We start from the raw sequence: 18,648 nt of genomic DNA, 5'->3' as shown, positions 1-18,648 counted from the left end.
GGAGTCGGCATGAGCATGTCTTTAAGCTTTACCTCGGCGGCGTTGCCTGCCGTATCCCTGCCAGTGGTTCCCGAGCGGAGCGCGACAGTCCCGGCTTCGGCGGAGCCTGCCGCAGCCGAGCGGTTGCCCGCGGCGGCACAGGCGTCCGCGTCGCCACAGAGTCGGCAAACGCAGCAACTGCTGCATTCGCTGGTCAATGACGTCGCCGCGGCCGCCGCGCCGGCCAAGAGCGGACTGACGCGCGGGCAGGCGCCGCAGCAGGGGGATTATACGCTGGCGCTGCTGGCGAAGGACGTTTACAGCCTGGATGGGAAGGGGGCAGAAAATTTCAGCCGCCTGAGCGATGCGGCGTTGCTGGGCGCCGGTATTGAGCCTGCCGGCCTGCATGATACGGCATCGGGCTTTCAGGCGGGCATCTACCATGACGGGCAACAGTATGTGCTGGCTTTTGCCGGCACCAATGACTGGCGCGACTGGTTAAGCAATGTGCGCCAGGCGACGGGTTACGATGACGTGCAGTACAATCAGGCGGTATCCTTGGCGAAAAGCGCCAAAGCGGCGTTTGGCGAGCAGCTGGTGATTAGCGGGCACTCACTGGGGGGCGGGCTGGCGGCCACGGCCGCATTAGCCACCGGTACGCCGGCGGTCACCTTTAACGCCGCCGGCGTATCCGATCATACCCTGAACCGCTTTGGCATCGATCCGGCAGCCGCCAGACAGGATGCGGAAGCCGGCGGCATTCGCCGCTACAGCGAGCAATACGACATGCTGACGTCAACGCAGGAGTCGACATCGCTGATCCCGAACGCTATCGGCCATCACATCATTCTGGAAAATAATGATACGTTAAGCGGTATTGACGACTGGCGGCCGAGCAAGCATCTGGAACGCAGCCTTGCCGCGCATGGCATCGATAAGGTGATTAATTCAATGATGGAACAAAAACCGTGGGAGGCACAGGCCAATGCCTGACAGAGTACGCTGGCCGATATTACTGATGTTATTGATATCGTTAGCAGTATGGGCGTTGTCGGGCAGGGCCGGGGAGCAGCAGATGAATCAGCAAACGACGCCGTTTAACGGTCTGGACAGCCAGCCGCTGGCGCTGGCGGTGGCCGCCGGCGATACGGCGCGCATTGCCGCTCTGGCGACGCCGCAGGCGCTTGGCGAGCGCGGTGAACAGGGTATTACGCAGCTGCAGTGGGCAATTTTACGTCAGCAGCCGGGCAGCGTGCAGGCGCTGCTGGACGCTGGCGCCGACGTGGCGCAAACCGGCATGGACGGCAACAGCGCGCTGCATATTGCGGCGATGGTGGCGGATGCCGGTTATCTGGCGCAACTGCTGGCGCAGCAGCCGGCGGTGATTGATGTGCGCAATGCCGTCAGCGGCGCCACGCCGCTGGCCGCCGCGGTGCTGGCCGGCCGGCCGACGCAGGTGCGTCAATTGCTTGATGCCGCCGCTGACAGCCGCCTGGCCGACCGGGTCGGCGATACGCCGCTGCATATCGCCGCCAGAATCAATGCGCCGCAGGTGGCGCTGATGCTGTTGCAAAACGGCGCGGACGCCGCGGCGGTTAACCAGCAGGGGCTGACGTTTCAGGCCTATTTCGCCCAGACGCCGCGGCATCTGCAGAATGATGCCATGCGTCAGGCGCGCCAGCAGCTGGATGACTGGCTACAGGCGCACCGGCTGGCGGCGCGCTATCGCGTATCCTGAGGAGATAAAAAAAACCGCCGGAAGGCGGTTTTTTTATATGGCGTTATTCGCCGTCGGCTGCCGGAGCGCCTTTCGGCTGGCGGCGTTTACCGACGTTTTTCGCCTCGCGGTGGCGAATTTTCACCTTGGCTTTCTCTTTGCTTTTGGCTTTGTTCTTATCCGCCGCACGCTTGGCCAGCACTTTCTTGGACGGCTTGCCGTTGCTCTTTTCGCTTGGCACGCGGGTTTTCGGCCGCAGCTCGTCAATCACCCGCGCCTTCAGCGGTTCATTCAGATAGCGGCCGACCTTGCCCAGCAGCAGGTGGTCGTGGGCCTCAACCAGAGAAATCGCGGTGCCTTTACGGCCGGCGCGGCCGGTGCGGCCGATACGGTGCAGATAGGTATCGGCGGTGCGCGGCATATCAAAGTTGAACACGTGGGTGATGTCCAGAATGTCCAGACCGCGGGCGGCGACGTCGGTGGCGATCAGCACGTTGACGCGGCCGTCCATCATGCGTTTCACCGCCTCGTTACGCTTGGCCTGCACCATTTCGCCTTCCAGATAGCAGGTGTTGATGCCCGCTTCCCGCAACCAGGTGGCCAGCTCATGCACGCGCTCGCGCTTGCGCACGAAAATGACCGACTTCTGCACATCCGGCTGCTGCAGCAGATGGATCAGCAGGGCGGTTTTATGCTGCACGTCGTCAGCGCGGTAGTACCACTGCAGAATTTTTTTACGCTCACGGCGGGAAGGGTCGGCTTCGACTTCCACCGGCTCGTTCAGAATGCGCTCTGCGAATTCGCGGATGGCTTCGCCTTCCAGCGTGGCGGAGAACAGCAGGGTCTGGTTACGCCAGCGCGTTTCGGCGGAGATGGTTTCAATATCCTGGGCGAAGCCCATGTCCAGCATGCGGTCGGCTTCATCCAGGATCAGCGTTTCCACCGCGCGGCAGTCGAAGTTCTCTTCTTTAATATACTGCAGCAGGCGGCCGGTGGTGGCGACCACCAGATCCTGGTTTTCGCTGAAGACTTCCGCGTGGTTCATATAGGCCACGCCGCCGGTAATGGTGGCGATATCCAGTGAGGTATGGGCCGCCAGCTCACGCGCCTGATCGGCGACCTGCATCGCCAGTTCGCGCGTCGGGGTCAGGATTAACACGCGCGGCGGGCCGGACTTCTTGCGAGGGAAGTCCAGCAGATGCTGCAGCACGGGCAGCAGGAAGGCGGCGGTCTTACCGGTACCGGTCGGCGCCGAACCCAAGACGTCGCGCCCGTCCATCGCCGGTGGGATGGCTTCGGCCTGAATAGCGGTCGGGCGGTCGTAGCCTTTATCACGCAGAGCGTTGATCAGGCGTTCATCGAGATCGAGTTCGGAAAAATTGGTTGCTGTCATGGTCTACCTCTACTTGGGGCGCCGATTATAGACGGGTTGGCCGCCGGGTTCATCCTTTTTAAGGCCGGAACGCTTTCACCACCCCGCAGATTGCCTTATGCTACGCCGGTTTTCCAGTCAGGTGCCTATCGTGAACAGTCAGTCAAAAGCCAGTTTCAAACCGCGCCGCGGCGGTTTTACCTTCAAGCAGTTTTTTGTCGCGCACGATCGCTGCGCCATGAAAGTCGGCACCGACGGCGTTCTGCTCGGCGCCTGGGCGCCGGTGAAGGCGGTCCGGCGGGCGCTGGATATCGGCTGCGGCAGCGGACTGATCGCGCTGATGCTGGCGCAGCGTACGGCGGATGAAGTGCAGATTGACGCCGTCGAACTGGATGCCGCTGCCGCCGTGCAGGCGCATGACAATGCGGATGCGTCGCCGTGGCCGCAGCGTATTTGCGTACACCAGCAGGATATTGAGCCGTTTTCCCGCCAACAGAGTGCAGCTTACGATCTGATTGTCAGCAATCCGCCCTATTTCGCCCCGGCGGTAGCCTGCCGTGACCGGGCGCGCGATGCGGCGCGCTATACCGAAACGCTGACCCATGACGTGCTGCTTGACTGCGCCGAACGGCTGTTACAGCCTGACGGCACGTTGTGCGTGGTGCTGCCGTATGAGATTGGCGAGGCCTTTGCCGCCGATGCGCAGCAGCGCGGCTGGCATCTGGCGCAGCGGGTGAACGTCAGCGATCGGGCGGATACTGCGCGCCACCGCATATTGCTGGCGCTGACGCGCACGCCGCAGGCGTGTGTCGAGAGCGATCTGGCCATCAAGCAGGCGGATGGCGACTACAGCCCGCCGTTCCGCCGTCTGATCGCTGATTTTTACCTGTTTTACTAAGGCTGCAGAATGGTCGGGCGCGCTTCCGGCAGCTGTTCCGGATAGTCCAGCGTGTAGTGCAGGCCGCGGCTCTCCTTGCGCGCCATGGCGCTGCGCACCATCAGCTCGGCCACCTGCACCAGATTGCGCAGCTCCAGCAGATTGTTGGAGATGCGGAAATTGGCGTAATACTCGTCAATTTCCTGCTGCAGCGTGTTGATGCGGCGCAGTGCGCGCTCCAGCCGTTTGGTGGTGCGGACGATGCCGACGTAGTCCCACATAAACAGCCGCAGCTCGTGCCAGTTATGCTGGATCACCACGCGTTCGTCCGAATCATCCACCCGGCTTTCGTCCCACTGCGGCAGCGTGCTGGCCAGCTTGATGGCCGGCAGGCGGCGCACAATATCCTCGGCGGCGGACCAGCCGTACACCAGGCACTCCAGCAGCGAGTTTGAGGCCATGCGGTTGGCGCCGTGCAGCCCGGTATAGCTCACCTCGCCGATGGCGTACAGCCCGTCAAGATCGGTACGGCCGTGCTGGTCAACCATCACGCCGCCGCAGGTGTAATGCGCCGCCGGTACGATCGGGATCGGCTGTTTGGTCAGGTCAAAGCCCAGCGTCAGCAGCTTGTCATGGATCATCGGGAAGTGCTGGATGATAAATTCGGCCGGCTTATGGCTGATATCCAGATACATGCAGTCGGCGCCGAGGCGCTTCATTTCATGATCGATAGCGCGGGCGACAATATCGCGCGGCGCCAGTTCGCCCCGCGGGTCGAAGTCCGGCATAAAGCGGCTGCCGTCCGGGCGCAGCAGATGGGCGCCTTCGCCGCGCAGCGCTTCGGTCAGCAAAAAATTGCGCGCCTGCGGGTGGAACAGGCAGGTGGGGTGGAACTGGTTAAACTCCAGGTTGGCGACCCGGCAGCCGGCGCGCCAGGCCATGGCGATGCCGTCGCCGGAGGAGATGTCCGGGTTGGTGGTGTACTGGTACACCTTGGCGGCGCCGCCGGTCGCCAGCACCACGGTTTTGGCGCGGTGCGTCTCTACCCGCTCCAGTTCGCGGTTCCAGACGTAGGCGCCCACCACGCGGCGGGTGCCGGGCAGGCCGATTTTGCTGGAGGTGATCAGGTCGACGGCGTTGCGGCGCTCCATGACGCAAATATTCGGATGGGCGCTTGCTTTCCCCACCAGTGTGGTCTCTACTTCCTTACCGGTGGCGTCTGCGGCGTGCAGAATGCGGCGGTGGCTGTGGCCGCCTTCACGCGTCAGGTGATAGCGCTCCTCGCCCTGGGCATTGGTTTCGGTATCGAACAGCACGCCCTGATCGATTAACCACTGGACGCAGTGGCGCGCGTTGCCGGCGATAAACTCGACCGCCTCTTTATCACAAAGCCCCGCGCCGGCAATCAGCGTATCGTCAACGTGCGACGCAATGCTGTCCGTTTCATCAAACACCGCGGCGATGCCGCCCTGGGCATAAAAGGTGGCGCCTTCGTTGAGCGGGCCTTTGCTCAGCACGGTGACCTTACCGTGTTGCGCCAGCCGCAGAGCCAGTGACAGGCCCGCAGCGCCGCTGCCGACGATCAGTACATCGCTAACATATTCAGAAGATGGTTGCATAACGTATGATGTGTGCAGAAGAAGAGTGAAAATCATGTTAGCCTAATTGTCCGGGCAAATGCCACGGATAGGGCGACATCAACAGAAAAAACAATGGCCGTATGGAACTTTGATTTCCATATGAACTCCAAGCGAGTGCTTGCTCAGGAAAAATGTATGGCTGGCAGTACAATTTCACGCGTGGAGACAGATTTGGGGAGAATTTACCTCGGATGAGCGAGCAGTTAACGGATCAGGTGCTGGTTGAACGGGTCCAGAAGGGCGATCAGAAGGCGTTTAACTTACTGGTGGTGCGCTACCAGCATAAAGTGGCGAGCCTGGTTTCCCGCTATGTGCCGCAGGGCGATGTGCCCGATGTGGTGCAGGAGTCGTTTATTAAAGCCTATCGCGCGCTGGAGTCTTTCCGCGGCGACAGCGCTTTTTACACCTGGTTATATCGAATCGCTGTGAATACAGCAAAAAATTACCTGGTTGCTCAGGGGCGGCGTCCGCCGGCAAGCGATGTGGACGCCAACGACGCTGAAAACTATGAAAGCGCCGGTGCATTGAAAGAAATTTCGAACCCTGAGAACTTAATGTTGTCAGAAGAGTTGAGACAGATAGTTTTCCGTACCATTGAGTCGCTCCCTGAGGATCTGCGTATGGCGATCACCTTGCGGGAGTTGGATGGCCTAAGCTACGAAGAAATAGCCGCCATCATGGATTGCCCGGTCGGGACCGTACGCTCGCGTATTTTCCGCGCTCGGGAGGCTATCGATAATAAAGTTCAACCGCTGATTCAGCGTTAGCGATGGCGGATACAGGAAGGGTATTTAGGCATGCAGAAAGAAAAACTTTCCGCTCTGATGGATGGTGAGTCGCTCGATAACGAACTGCTGAGCTCTTTATCGCAGGATCGGGCGCTTCAACAAAGCTGGCAGAGCTATCACCTGATACGTGACACGCTTCGGGGTGATGTAGGACAAGTAATTCATCTCGATATCGCCGAACGTGTTGCCGCTGCACTGGAGAAAGAGCCTGCTCGTCTGGTTCCCTCTGCGGTGCCTGAATCTCAGCCGCAGCCGGAAACCTGGCAGAAAATGCCTTTCTGGCACAAAGTGCGCCCGTGGGCCAGCCAGCTGACTCAGGTCGGGGTTGCCGCCTGCGTCTCTTTGGCGGTGATCGTCGGCGTTCAGCACTATAATCAGCCTGATGCCACGCAGCCTGGCTCTTCGGAAGCGCCGGTGTTCAATACGCTGCCGATTATGGGTCAGCCGTCCCCGGTAAGCCTGGGCGTGCCGGCAGACAGTTTCTCAACCGGCAGCGGCCAACAGCAGCAGGTTCAGGAACAGCGTAAACGTATCAATGCGATGCTGCAGGACTATGAACTGCAACGCCGCTTGCATTCAAACCAGTTGCAACTTGATCAAGGCACGCCGCAGCAGGCCGCCGTTCAGGTTCCAGGCACCCAGTCTTTAGGAATGCAGCAGCAGTAATGAAGCAACTTTGGTTCTCCGTTTGTCTATTGACGGGCAGCCTGCTCTACTCAAATACCGCCCCGGCGCAGACCGCGTCCGGGGCGTTGTTGCAACAGATGAGCAGCGCCAGCCGTTCACTCAATTACGAGCTTGCCTATATCAGCATCACCAAGCAGGGGATAGAGTCGTTGCGCTATCGTCATGCTCTGGTTGAGCAGCAGGCGCTCGGTCAGCTATTGCATATGGACGGCCCGCGCCGTGAAGTGCTGCAGCGCGGCGACGGCATCAGCTATTTCGAGCCGGGTCTGGAGCCGTTTACCCTGTCGGGCGATCATATCGTTGATGCGCTGCCTTCCATCGTGTACGCCGACTTTACCCGTCTGGCAAAATACTATGATTTTATCTCCGTCGGCCGCACGCGGATTTCCGATCGCCCTTGCGAGGTGATTCGCGTGGTGGCGCGCGACGGTTCGCGCTACAGCTATATTGTCTGGATGGATGAAGAGACCAAACTGCCGCTGCGGGTGGATCTGCTTGACCGCAACGGCGAAACGCTGGAACAGTACCGGGTGATTTCGTTCACCGTGGGCGAAGAGGTGCAGAATGCGCTGAGCGGACTGCTGAAAGCCTCATTGCCGCCGCTGATTTCCTTGCCGGCGCTGGACAATGTTAAGCTTGGCTGGGATACGGCCTGGTTACCGGCCGGCGTCAGCGAAGTGGCGCGCAATCGCCGCAAATTGCCGAACGTTTCCGTGCCGGTGGAGACGCGGTTATACAGCGACGGCCTGTTCAGCTTCTCGGTCAACGTCAGCCCGGCGGGCAGCGGCGTTGGCACGCAGCTCTACCGCCAGGGGCGGCGGACGATTCAGACCGAATTGCGCAACGGCAAAGAGATTACCATCGTCGGCGAAGTACCGCCGTCAACCGCCAAGCGTATTGCTGACGGTATTTCCTTCAGGGGATCGTCGAAATGATGAAAGAGTGGGCCACGGTTGTTTCGTGGCAACAGGGCGTCGCGCTGTTGCGCTGCGAGCCGAAAGCGGGCTGCGGCAGCTGTAAGGCCCGTTCGGGCTGCGGTACGCGCGCTCTGAACGAGCTGGTGCCGGAGACCGAGCATCAGCTGCAGGTGCAGATTGAGCAACCGCTGGAGCCGGGGCAACGGGTCGAAGTGGGCATTACTGAAGGCAGCCTGCTGCGCTCGGCGATGCTGGTCTATCTGACGCCGCTGCTGGGTATGATGCTCGGCGGCGGTGCGCTGCAGCTGTGGCTGGCGACGGACGGCGCGGCGGCGCTGGGCGCGCTGTTCGGCGGCGTGGGCGCCTTTTTGCTGGCGCGTAAACTTGCCCGCCGTCTCGGTGAACAGGACGCCTACCAGCCGGTAGTGTTACAAATTGGCCTGCCTCCTACCGCGCTGCGTCTGCAGCCGGAATCCCCCCTGTCTGATTAAATAACTGACCGCGTCATCGCCGGGTTACGGTAGGCGGGGATGCGGTTGTTAATCATATGCTCCAGCAACGCAATAAACAGATCGGCGCTCAGCAGTGAAAAGTAGCACAGCGTGGCCAGCGTCTGGCCCTGCGCGTCACGCAGGCGGATCTCGCCGTGTTGCGGCTGGCTGTCCAGCGAGTGAACCTGCGCAATATCGATGCTGCCCTGCGGCGTGACCAGCGTTTTGGCGCTTAGCCGCAGCGTTTGGCCCGGCAGGCGATGCGGTTTGCCGCCGAGCAGCCAGGTGAGCCAGCGGCCCCGGCCGGTAAGGTAGTGAAAGGGCAGTTCTTCGCCCTGATACAGCGCATTGAGGGCGACCGGCCCGCGCAGGAGGATTTGCTGGCTGATGATGGTGTCGCGCAGCGCCCAGGCGTGGGACACGTTGCTGTATACCGTGCACCAGGGTTGATCGGCGGCGGTACGGAACGCCATGGCTTCACACAGGCCGCCGCACAGGTTGCCCAGCAGCGGCACGCCGCGGGTGCGGTAGACATCGACGATTTTCTCAAACGGAATAAAGCGTTCCTGGTGGTTATGGCTGTTGAACACTCTGACGCCGTGTTCATACAGGCGATAGGTCTGCGTGGGGCGCAGGAAATGACGCAGCGCCAGCAGGATACACGCCAGTAAGATGGTTACCGCGCCGGTTTGCAGCAAGGTCAGGATGCCGCGCTCTTCCATATTGCTCATCAGCGGCAGCATTAACAGCGCGCCGCCGATGGTTAACAGCAGCGCCGCCGCCGCCAGAATGCCCCAATTGACCTTTGAAAAATCGTGCCGGCTCAGCATCTGCCCTTTATCGATCATACGCACCTTCCAATCAACCTACAGAGATATGCTGGTGAACTCCGGTGGGCTTGCCGATGTAGTGCCCTGATTTCATCATTTTATGCGGAGCTCACCTCCTTTCTATCGAGGCGCGGGCGTCAGGTATATGGGTTTTTTCCTAAAGGGCGGCGGCAGATAATTAACTGATATTCAGCCTGTTTTTTCGCGGGTTTAAGAGTGCGTTGATTGCGCGGCGGCGCATTATGTATTAAGGGGCGGTGCAGCGTGCGTTTTTACCGATCTTTCCCCGGCCCGGCAAAATGTTTTTCCGATTAACATTTGTTTGCATCCACGGCTAGCCCCGACCCTATTAAACAGCGCATAATAGAATGTTTTCGCTGCAGCGATCGCTAGGTTTTCGCTGTTACGGCATGTAGAATGCAGCGATTCAGGCGAAAGACGGCCTAACCCAACTCACTGTCGCTTTAGGTCCATGCGGGTTTCCATAGGCGAGTAATTCAGAAATACCAAGGCAGAAAAACTTTTATAATGAAGCATATACGAAATTTCTCCATTATTGCCCATATTGACCACGGTAAGTCGACGCTGTCGGACCGTATTATCCAGATTTGCGGCGGCCTGACCGATCGTGAAATGGCCGCGCAGGTGCTGGACTCCATGGAGCTGGAGCGTGAACGCGGCATTACCATCAAGGCGCAGAGCGTCACGCTGGATTATAAGGCGCCCGATGGTGAAACCTATCAGCTGAACTTTATCGATACCCCGGGTCACGTCGACTTCTCGTACGAAGTCTCCCGCTCGCTGGCTGCCTGTGAAGGTGCACTGCTGGTGGTGGACGCCGGCCAGGGCGTAGAAGCGCAGACGCTGGCCAACTGCTATACCGCCATTGAAATGGATCTGGAAGTGGTGCCGGTGCTGAACAAAATCGACCTGCCGGCCGCCGATCCGGATCGCGCAGCGCAGGAGATTGAGGATATCGTCGGCATTGACGCCGCTGATGCGGTGCGCTGCTCCGCGAAGACCGGCGTCGGCGTGCCGGAAGTGCTGGAGCGCCTGGTGCGCGACATCCCGCCGCCGGAAGGCGATCCAGAGGCGCCGCTGCAGGCGCTGATCATCGACTCCTGGTTCGATAACTATCTTGGCGTGGTCTCGCTGGTGCGGATTAAAAACGGCACCATGCGTAAAGGCGACAAGATCAAGGTGATGAGCACCGGCCAGGTTTACAACGCCGACCGTCTGGGTATTTTCACCCCGAAACGCGTCGACCGCGACGTGCTGAATTGCGGCGAAGTCGGCTGGCTGGTCTGCGCGATTAAAGACATCCTGGGCGCGCCGGTGGGCGATACCCTGACCACTGCGCGTCAACCGGCGGAAAAAGCGCTGCCGGGCTTCAAAAAAGTGAAGCCGCAGGTTTATGCCGGGCTGTTCCCGATAAGCTCCGATGACTATGAAGCCTTCCGCGATGCGCTGGGCAAACTGAGCCTGAACGATGCCTCGCTGTTCTACGAGCCGGAAAGCTCCAGCGCGCTGGGCTTCGGTTTCCGCTGCGGCTTCCTCGGCCTGCTGCATATGGAGATCATTCAGGAGCGTCTGGAGCGTGAGTACGATCTGGATCTGATCACCACCGCGCCGACGGTAGTCTACGAAGTGGAAACCACCGGCGGTGAAACGGTGTATGTCGACAGCCCGTCCAAACTGCCGCCGCTCAACAATATCGCCGAGCTGCGCGAGCCGATCGCCGAATGTCATATGCTGATGCCGCAGGAGTACCTGGGCAACGTGATTACGCTGTGCGTGGAAAAACGCGGCGTGCAGACCAATATGGTGTATCACGGCAATCAGGTGGCGCTGACCTATGAGATTCCGATGGCGGAAGTGGTGCTCGACTTCTTCGACCGCCTGAAGTCTACCTCGCGCGGCTACGCGTCGCTGGATTACAACTTCAAACGCTTCCAGGCGTCTGACATGGTGCGCGTCGACGTGCTGATCAACAGCGAGCGCGTGGATGCGCTGGCGCTGATTACCCACCGCGACAATGCGCAGTACCGCGGCCGCGATCTGGTGGAGAAGATGAAGGATCTGATCCCGCGTCAGCAGTTCGATATCGCCATTCAGGCGGCTATCGGCACGCATATCATCGCGCGTTCAACGGTGAAACAGCTGCGTAAGAACGTTCTGGCCAAGTGCTACGGCGGCGACGTCAGCCGTAAGAAAAAGCTGTTGCAGAAACAGAAAGACGGTAAGAAACGCATGAAGCAGGTCGGCAACGTTGAGCTGCCGCAGGAAGCGTTCCTGGCCATTCTGCACGTAGGTAAAGACGGTAAGTAAGAGCGAAGGCTCGATAACAAGGGAGTTTGCATGGCGAATATGTTTGCCTTGATCCTGGCGATTGCCACGTTGGTGACCGGGATCATCTGGTGCCTGGAACGCTTTAAGTGGGCGCCGGCTCGCCGGGCGAAAATTGCGGCGGTAAATGAACAGACCGACGGCACGCTGGATGACAAGACGCTGGCGAAAGTCGCCAAGCAGCCGGGCTGGGTAGAAACCGGCGCCTCGGTCTTCCCGGTGCTGCTGCTGGTCTTCGTGGTGCGCTCGTTTGTTTACGAGCCGTTCCAGATTCCATCCGGTTCGATGATGCCGACGTTGTTGATCGGCGATTTTATTCTGGTGGAAAAGTACGCTTACGGGATTAAGGATCCGATCACCCAGACCACGCTGATCGAAACCGGCCATCCGAAGCGCGGCGATATCGCGGTATTTAAATATCCGCTCAATCCCAAGCTGGATTATATCAAGCGCGTTGTCGGTCTGCCGGGCGATAAGGTCAGCTACGATCCGGTGAATAAGCGCGTGACGGTACAGCCGGCGTGCGACAACGGCCAGTCCTGCGATAAAGCCCTGGCGGTCACCTATAATCAGGCGGCGCCGAGCGATTTCGTGCAGATGTTCAGCCGCAGCGGCATGGGCGAGGCCAGCAACGGCTTCTACAATATTCCGCTGAACGACAGCGTGCCGCAGGGCGGTATCCGCCTGCGTGAGCGTAACGAAACGCTGGGCGACGTGACGCACCGGGTGCTGACCGTGCCGGGGACGCAGGATCAGGTTGGCGCCTATTACCAGCAGCCCGGCAATCAGCTGGCCGAGTGGGTGGTGCCGGCCGGTCATTACTTCATGATGGGCGATAACCGCGATAACAGCGCCGACAGCCGTTATTGGGGCTTCGTACCGGAGAAGAACCTGGTAGGTAAAGCCACGGCAATCTGGATGAGTTTTGAAAAGCAGGAAGGTGAGTGGCCGACCGGCGTCAGATTAAGCCGTATTGGCGGTATTCACTAATTGCTATTTCTCCCCGTTCTGCCGGCGTCGTATTAATTTAATGCGGCTGAAGCAGGGCGGGGAGATAAACGCAGCATTCTGTTGCCGCTCGTTGTAGAATATCAGGCGATAAAAGTTGGTTCTGTTTGGAGCCACTGCAAACGAAACAGCTTTGGAAAGCAGGTCTGTTCCGTATGCTGTAAAGTTTTTGACGCATTCTTGATCTATTGGTAACTCATGAATCCCATCGTAATTAACAGGCTGCAGCGCAAGCTGGGCTACACTTTTCAACAGCAAGAACTTTTGCTGCAGGCGCTGACTCACCGCAGCGCCAGCAGTAAACATAATGAACGTCTTGAGTTCCTGGGCGACTCTATTTTGAGTTTTGTCATCGCCAATGCGCTCTATCACCGTTTTCCTCGCGTTGACGAGGGGGATATGAGCCGCATGCGCGCCACGCTGGTGCGCGGCAATACGCTGGCGGAGATGGCGCGCGAGTTTGACCTGGGCGAATGTCTGCGCCTGGGTCCCGGCGAGCTGAAAAGCGGCGGTTTCCGCCGTGAGTCGATTCTGGCCGATACGGTGGAAGCCCTGATTGGCGGCGTCTTCCTGGACAGCGATATTCAGACCGTCGAACGGTTGATTCTTGACTGGTATCGCAGCCGGCTGGATGAAATCAGCCCGGGCGACAAGCAGAAAGACCCGAAAACCCGTTTGCAGGAGTTTCTGCAGGGGCGTCATCTGCCGTTGCCTTCTTATCTGGTGGTGCAGGTTCGCGGTGAAGCGCACGACCAGGAGTTTACCATCCACTGCCAGGTGAGTGGTTTGAGCGAACCGGTGGTAGGCACCGGCTCAAGCCGCCGTAAAGCCGAGCAGGCGGCAGCGGAACAAGCGCTGAAAAAGCTGGAGCTTGAATGAGCGAAGAAACACAATACTGCGGATTTATCGCGATCGTTGGGCGTCCCAACGTGGGCAAATCCACGTTGCTGAACCAACTGCTGGGGCAAAAAGTCTCCATTACCTCGCGTAAGCCGCAGACCACGCGTCACCGCATTATGGGTATCGACACCGATGGGCCTTATCAGGCGATCTACGTGGATACCCCGGGGCTGCACATCGAGGAAAAGCGCGCCATCAACCGCCTGATGAACCGTGCGGCCAGCAGCTCAATCGGCGACGTAGAGCTGGTGATCTTCGTGGTGGAAGGCACCAACTGGACCGACGACGACGAGATGGTGCTGAACAAACTGCGCAGCCTGAAGTGTCCGGTGCTGCTGGCGATCAACAAGGTCGACAACGTTACCGACAAATCCAAGCTGCTGCCGCACATCGCGTTCCTCAGCCAGCAGATGAACTTCCTCGACGTGGTGCCGATCTCCGCCGAGAAAGGGATGAATGTCGACACCATCGCCGGCATTGTGCGCAAGCTGCTGCCGGAAGCGGAGCACCACTTCCCGGAAGATTACATCACCGATCGTTCCCAGCGTTTTATGGCCTCGGAAATCATCCGTGAAAAACTGATGCGCTTCCTGGGTGAAGAGCTGCCCTATTCGGTAACCGTTGAGATTGAGCAGTTCGTTGCCAACGATCGCGGCGGCTATGACGTGCACGGCCTGATCCTGGTTGAGCGCGAAGGCCAGAAGAAAATGGTGATCGGCAACAAGGGCGCGAAGATTAAAACCATCGGCATTGAAGCCCGCCAGGACATGGAACAGATGTTTGAAGCCAAGGTGCATCTGGAACTGTGGGTGAAGGTTAAATCCGGCTGGGCGGACGACGAACGTGCGCTGCGCAGCCTGGGCTATGTTGACGACCTGAAGTAACCGCCGATGGACGGCTGGGAGCGCGCTTTCGTCCTGCATGGGCGACCGTACAGTGAAACCAGCCTGATGCTGGATCTGTTTACCGAAGGTCACGGGCGGGTGCGATTGCTGGCCAAAGGCGCGCGCAGCCGCCGTTCCAACCTGAAGGGCTGTCTGCAGCCCTTTACTCCTCTGCTGGTCCGCTGGGGCGGGCGTGGCGAAGTCAAAACGCTGCGCAACGCCGAAGCGGTCTCCCTCGGTTTACCTCTCAGTGGCATGATGCTGTACAGCGGCCTGTATGTTAACGAGCTGCTGTCGCGCGTGCTGGAGCAGGAAGCCAACTATTCGGTGCTGTTCTTTGATTATCTACAGTGTTTGCAGACGCTGGCGGCGTCGGACGGTTCGCCGGAACATGCGCTGCGGCAGTTTGAGCTGGCGCTGCTGCATCACCTGGGTTACGGGGTGGATTTTCTGCACTGCGCTGGCAGCGGCGAAGCGGTCGACGACGGCATGACCTACCGCTATCGCGAAGAAAAAGGCTTTATCGCCAGCCTGGTGGTAGACCACTACAGCTTTACCGGCCGTGAGCTGCGTGCGCTGGCCGAGCGTCAGTTCCCGGATGCCGACACCCTGCGCGCCGCCAAACGGTTTACCCGCATTGCGCTGAAACCCTACCTTGGCGGCAAGCCGCTGAAAAGCCGCGAGCTGTTTCGTCAGTTCGTCCGTAAGCAACCGCATACGCCGGTTGACGACGCCTGACGTCCTTTCTGCTTTTGCCACTTTCTCCCCGGGTGTAAACTGCGGGAACGAAAATTTCACTCTAAGAGGTTGTCATGGCTGATTTGCTGCTTGGCGTTAATATCGATCATATCGCCACCTTGCGTAACGCGCGCGGAACCCAATATCCCGATCCGGTACAGGCGGCGTTCACGGCGGAACAGGCCGGTGCGGACGGCATCACGGTGCATCTGCGTGAGGATCGCCGTCACATTACCGATCGCGACGTGCGTATTTTGCGCCAGACCATCCAGACGCGGATGAATCTGGAAATGGCCGTGACCGACGAAATGCTGGCTATCGCCTGCGAGCTGCAGCCGCAGTTCTGTTGCCTGGTGCCGGAAAAGCGTGAGGAAGTGACCACCGAAGGCGGGCTGGACGTCGCCGGCCAGCTGGACAAAATGACGCTGGCGGTTGAGCGCCTGACGCAGGCGGGCATTCAGGTTTCGCTGTTTATCGACCCGGACCACCGTCAGATTGATGCGGCGGTAGCGGTGGGCGCGCCGTACATTGAGATTCACACCGGCGCCTATGCGGAAGCGCAGGGCGAGCTGGCGGTGGAGGCGGAACTGCTGCGCATCGCGCAGGCGGCCCGCTATGCGGCGGAAAAGGGTCTGAAGGTCAATGCCGGTCACGGCCTGACTTATCACAACGTACAGCCGATCGCGGCGCTGCCGGAAATGCATGAGCTGAATATCGGCCACGCCATTATCGGGCAGGCGGTGATGAGCGGCTTGGCGTCAGCGGTTGCCGAGATGAAGCTGCTGATGCGGGAAGCGCGTCGCTAATGGCGGTACTTGGCCTTGGCACCGATATTGTAGAAATCGCACGCATTGAGGCGGTGGTTGAGCGCAGCGGCGATCGGCTGGCGCGACGCGTGCTGAACGCGGCCGAATGGGCGCTCTATCAGCAGCATCAGCAGCCGGTGCGTTTTCTGGCCAAGCGCTTTGCCGTCAAAGAAGCGGCGGCCAAGGCGTTCGGCACCGGCATTCGCAACGGGTTGGCGTTCAATCAGTTTGAAGTGTTTAACGACGGATTGGGCAAGCCGAATATTCGCCTGCATGAGCGGGCCGCGGAGCTGGCGCAGGAGATGGGGGTGACGAACATCCACGTTTCACTGGCCGATGAGCGTCGTTACGCCTGCGCGACGGTGATTATCGAAAGCTGATAAGGTGATGATAGACGGACGCCGCCGGGCGCAGCGTCCGTGAATTACAGCCTGTCGGCGTGGTGCAGCACCACGAATTTATCCCACAGCTGTTCCTGGCTTTCCGTATGCTGCGGATCGACCACGATGGTGTTATCAATCGGGCATACCTGCTGACAGGTGGGCGTATCATAGTGGCCGACGCATTCGGTGCAGCGCTCGGTATCAATCTGGTAGATGTCCGCGCCCATTGAGATGGCCTGATTCGGGCACTCGGGTTCACACATATCGCAGTTGATGCATTTCTTGGTAATCAGCAGGGCCATAGTAATAACATTTCCATCTTACAAATCAGGGAGCGCGCAGCAGCTATTCTGCCGCCGCGCACTTTACCATAAAACCATTTTCATTCTGGTTGTTTTTTGTCCTTTTCGGCGATTTTTATCGACGAGATCAAGCTTATTCCTACTGGCGCGGTATGGCGGTTGCTTTACCTGCACGGAGGTTGCGCCGGGCGCGGATAGCGACTGTGTATGGTCTAAAAGGCGACGCTAAATCAGGATGGCCTTTCTATCCGGAGCCGTGTATATCCGGATAGCTTTTAAAGGGCGTTTTATGCATGATAAGGCTTTCATGTGCCATGTATGGCGATATATATCAGTGATTGATATAAATGGAGTTTATTTGTGAAAAATGAATGCTTTAATCCCGGTTATTATCATGAAGACGAACTCAGAGAGTGTGGGTTTAAGTCGGTAGGGAAAAATGTGTTAGTCGCTAAGAATTGCACCATAGTCGGCGTTGGAAATATCTCGTTGGGGGACAGTGTCAGAATTGACGGTTTCTCGACAATTATTGCGGCCGGTGATGGTTTTCTTGATATCGGTTCTTATGTCCATATTGGCGGCTATGCTGCAATTTTCGCTGGCGCCGGCGTTATTATGCGTGATTTTTCCGGCATATCGCAATCGGTAAAACTTTACTCAAAAAGTGATGACTATAGCGGCAGGTTTATGACCAATCCTACCGTACCCGCCGAGCTTACGGGCGTCGTCTCCGGAACGATTGTACTGGAACGGCATGTGATTGTTGGTGCTCAATCTATTGTCATGCCGGGGATCACCTTGGCTGAAGGAACGTCAGTCGGCGCCAACTCATTGGTGATGAAAAATACCGAAGAGTGGACGATGTATTTTGGCTCGCCGGCCAAGAGAATTAAAAACAGGAAAAGGAATCCGCTGGAATTAGAGAAACAATTACGCTGAATACGCGGCGGGGTGTTTTTATACATAGCTCTCCCAGCATGCCTCTTCATGTTGTTATGTCGGGAGAGTCGCGCCAGAATGATTTTTACGAGGCGACAACCATCATTGCCGGCTTCTGCACTGCGGATAGAGGCAGTGGTTAATAAATAAAGTTTATTTAAACCAGTTTTTTCATCAACTGTTCGCTATGTTTAATTCGCACCCGGGCATGATCCAAATCATGCTGAATTAACGCCATAAACAGCAAATCGGTGAGGGCGTATTGGGCGGTGCTGGAGGAAATGGCGGCGCTGCGGGTGCTTGGTTCTTCGGCAATGGTGTACAGGCAGTGGTCCGCACGCTGCTGCAGGCTGTTGGGGGAAAAGCAGGTGAGCGCCAGAACCTGTGCGCCGGCCGCTTTGGCTTCGTCGGCGGCCAGATTGATCTCACGCCGCTCCCCGCTAAAGGAAAGCGCAACCAGCAAGTCTTGCGGCTCCAGCGCCTGCACCGCGGCCAGCTGCGCATGCATATCGGCTTCAGCCACCGCCATCACGCCGATTTTCAGCAGCTTGAATGAGAAGTCTTTGGCCACCAGACCCGAGGCGCCGATTCCCATCAGGAACACCCGCCGCGCGCCGCGCAGCATGGTCAGCGCCTGATGCAGGCGTTCCTCACTGTTAATGTCCAGCGTCGCGCGCAATGCCGCCTGTTTTTCCAGCAGCAGTTTTTCGCCGACGGTTTTAAGCGTATCGCTGCTGAGAATGCGGTTATGCACGGTCACCACCGGCTCCGACTGCGGCTGCGCCAGCGTTTCACTCAGCGCCAGCTTCAGCGCCGGGAAGCCTTTATACCCCATCTTCTGTGCAAACTTGACCACGCTGGACTGGCTGACGCCGGCCACCTGGGCCAGTTTTTGTGAACTCAGATGGCGAGCCTCTTCGGCGTTGTGCAGCAGATAATCCGCCAGTTTGCGATCGTTCTGCGCCAATGCAGGATACATTTGACGAATGCGAAGAAGAGTACTCATGCCGTTATTCCTAATAGTGCCCGTGGGGGAGATGTTGC

At 58.7% G+C, this 18,648-nt stretch carries 20 protein-coding genes; 15 read left to right on the top strand and 5 right to left on the bottom strand.

Going from position 1 to position 18,648, the window contains the following annotated elements; genetic code table 11:
* Positions 1-9: 9 nt before the first annotated feature.
* Together I6G83_RS01220 and I6G83_RS01215 are read left to right on the top strand one after the other, a co-directional pair.
* Positions 10-972, top strand: a complete 963-nt coding sequence (locus tag I6G83_RS01220; RefSeq protein ID WP_062779206.1) for a DUF2974 domain-containing protein — start codon at positions 10-12, stop codon at positions 970-972.
* Positions 965-1,717 carry an ankyrin repeat domain-containing protein gene (locus I6G83_RS01215; protein ID WP_054306829.1) on the top strand — a complete coding sequence of 251 codons (753 nt, stop codon included), beginning with the start codon at positions 965-967 and terminating at the stop codon, positions 1,715-1,717. Before I6G83_RS01220 ends, I6G83_RS01215 begins: the two co-directional genes overlap by 8 nt.
* Before the next feature lie 43 nt (positions 1,718-1,760).
* Here the strand turns inward: I6G83_RS01215 and srmB are convergent, their stop codons facing one another.
* Positions 1,761-3,089 (bottom strand): ATP-dependent RNA helicase SrmB, encoded by a 1,329-nt coding sequence (srmB, locus tag I6G83_RS01210; protein WP_054306830.1) that lies wholly within the window; start codon positions 3,087-3,089, stop codon positions 1,761-1,763.
* A gap of 130 nt (positions 3,090-3,219) precedes the next feature.
* Between srmB and trmN the strand changes: the two genes are divergently transcribed.
* The gene (trmN, locus tag I6G83_RS01205) at positions 3,220-3,966 is read left to right on the top strand and encodes a tRNA(1)(Val) (adenine(37)-N(6))-methyltransferase TrmN (protein ID WP_171020764.1); all 747 of its coding nucleotides are present in this window, start codon (positions 3,220-3,222) and stop codon (positions 3,964-3,966) included.
* Here trmN and nadB read toward each other — a convergent pair.
* Positions 3,963-5,564 carry an L-aspartate oxidase gene (nadB, locus tag I6G83_RS01200; RefSeq protein WP_171020763.1) on the bottom strand — a complete coding sequence of 534 codons (1,602 nt, stop codon included), beginning with the start codon at positions 5,562-5,564 and terminating at the stop codon, positions 3,963-3,965. The two genes, trmN and nadB, sit on opposite strands and share 4 nt — an antisense overlap.
* A 212-nt stretch (positions 5,565-5,776) precedes the next feature.
* Between nadB and rpoE the strand changes: the two genes are divergently transcribed.
* From rpoE to rseC, 4 genes are read left to right on the top strand one after another with little or no spacing between them, the layout of a single operon-like run.
* Positions 5,777-6,352 (top strand): RNA polymerase sigma factor RpoE, encoded by a 576-nt coding sequence (gene rpoE / locus I6G83_RS01195; protein WP_015673459.1) that lies wholly within the window; start codon positions 5,777-5,779, stop codon positions 6,350-6,352.
* A 30-nt stretch (positions 6,353-6,382) separates the two neighbouring features.
* Positions 6,383-7,039: an anti-sigma-E factor RseA gene (rseA, locus tag I6G83_RS01190; RefSeq protein ID WP_054306833.1), complete on the top strand. Its 657-nt coding sequence runs from the start codon at positions 6,383-6,385 to the stop codon at positions 7,037-7,039.
* Entirely contained in the window at positions 7,039-7,995 is a 957-nt protein-coding gene (gene rseB / locus I6G83_RS01185) for a sigma-E factor regulatory protein RseB (protein WP_054306834.1), read from the top strand. Before rseA ends, rseB begins: the two co-directional genes overlap by 1 nt.
* Positions 7,992-8,468: a SoxR-reducing system protein RseC gene (rseC, locus tag I6G83_RS01180; RefSeq protein WP_054306835.1), complete on the top strand. Its 477-nt coding sequence runs from the start codon at positions 7,992-7,994 to the stop codon at positions 8,466-8,468. The genes rseB and rseC overlap by 4 nt, the downstream gene beginning before the upstream one ends.
* Here the strand turns inward: rseC and I6G83_RS01175 are convergent.
* Positions 8,465-9,316 carry a hypothetical protein gene (locus tag I6G83_RS01175; RefSeq protein WP_054306836.1) on the bottom strand — a complete coding sequence of 284 codons (852 nt, stop codon included), beginning with the start codon at positions 9,314-9,316 and terminating at the stop codon, positions 8,465-8,467. The two genes, rseC and I6G83_RS01175, sit on opposite strands and share 4 nt — an antisense overlap.
* A 510-nt stretch (positions 9,317-9,826) precedes the next feature.
* On the opposite strand from I6G83_RS01175, the gene lepA reads away from it, so the two are divergent.
* From lepA to acpS, 7 genes are all read left to right on the top strand, one after another.
* The gene (gene lepA / locus I6G83_RS01170; RefSeq protein WP_015673454.1) at positions 9,827-11,626 is read left to right on the top strand and encodes a translation elongation factor 4; all 1,800 of its coding nucleotides are present in this window, start codon (positions 9,827-9,829) and stop codon (positions 11,624-11,626) included.
* Positions 11,627-11,656: 30 nt separating this feature from the next.
* On the top strand, positions 11,657-12,634 hold the full coding sequence (lepB, locus tag I6G83_RS01165) for a signal peptidase I (protein ID WP_015673453.1): 978 nt from the start codon (positions 11,657-11,659) through the stop codon (positions 12,632-12,634).
* A gap of 216 nt (positions 12,635-12,850) precedes the next feature.
* The gene (rnc, locus tag I6G83_RS01160; protein WP_004929158.1) at positions 12,851-13,531 is read left to right on the top strand and encodes a ribonuclease III; all 681 of its coding nucleotides are present in this window, start codon (positions 12,851-12,853) and stop codon (positions 13,529-13,531) included.
* Complete coding sequence (era, locus tag I6G83_RS01155; protein ID WP_054306837.1) at positions 13,528-14,436, top strand: GTPase Era; 909 nt, start codon at positions 13,528-13,530, stop codon at positions 14,434-14,436. Before rnc ends, era begins: the two co-directional genes overlap by 4 nt.
* A 6-nt stretch (positions 14,437-14,442) precedes the next feature.
* Positions 14,443-15,174 carry a DNA repair protein RecO gene (recO, locus tag I6G83_RS01150; RefSeq protein WP_015673451.1) on the top strand — a complete coding sequence of 244 codons (732 nt, stop codon included), beginning with the start codon at positions 14,443-14,445 and terminating at the stop codon, positions 15,172-15,174.
* Between the two features lie 74 nt (positions 15,175-15,248).
* Positions 15,249-15,980: a pyridoxine 5'-phosphate synthase gene (pdxJ, locus tag I6G83_RS01145; RefSeq protein WP_015673450.1), complete on the top strand. Its 732-nt coding sequence runs from the start codon at positions 15,249-15,251 to the stop codon at positions 15,978-15,980.
* The gene (gene acpS, locus I6G83_RS01140; RefSeq protein ID WP_015673449.1) at positions 15,980-16,360 is read left to right on the top strand and encodes a holo-ACP synthase; all 381 of its coding nucleotides are present in this window, start codon (positions 15,980-15,982) and stop codon (positions 16,358-16,360) included. Before pdxJ ends, acpS begins: the two co-directional genes overlap by 1 nt.
* A gap of 44 nt (positions 16,361-16,404) precedes the next feature.
* On the opposite strand, the gene I6G83_RS01135 is transcribed toward acpS, so the two are convergent.
* The gene (locus I6G83_RS01135; protein ID WP_054306838.1) at positions 16,405-16,665 is read right to left on the bottom strand and encodes a YfhL family 4Fe-4S dicluster ferredoxin; all 261 of its coding nucleotides are present in this window, start codon (positions 16,663-16,665) and stop codon (positions 16,405-16,407) included.
* 360 nt (positions 16,666-17,025) lie between these two features.
* On the opposite strand from I6G83_RS01135, the gene I6G83_RS01130 reads away from it, so the two are divergent.
* Positions 17,026-17,604: an acyltransferase gene (locus tag I6G83_RS01130; protein ID WP_015673447.1), complete on the top strand. Its 579-nt coding sequence runs from the start codon at positions 17,026-17,028 to the stop codon at positions 17,602-17,604.
* A 157-nt stretch (positions 17,605-17,761) separates the two neighbouring features.
* On the opposite strand, the gene I6G83_RS01125 is transcribed toward I6G83_RS01130, so the two are convergent.
* Positions 17,762-18,610, bottom strand: coding sequence for a MurR/RpiR family transcriptional regulator (locus I6G83_RS01125; protein WP_054306839.1), 849 nt, complete (start codon positions 18,608-18,610; stop codon positions 17,762-17,764).
* Positions 18,611-18,648: the final 38 nt, after the last annotated feature.

This window comes from Serratia rubidaea, from assembly GCF_016026735.1.
In the GTDB taxonomy this organism is placed as follows: Bacteria; Pseudomonadota; Gammaproteobacteria; order Enterobacterales; family Enterobacteriaceae; genus Serratia_B; species Serratia_B rubidaea.
The sequence above is the reverse complement of the archived record's forward strand: the minus strand, read 5'-3'. Positions and strand labels throughout refer to the sequence as shown.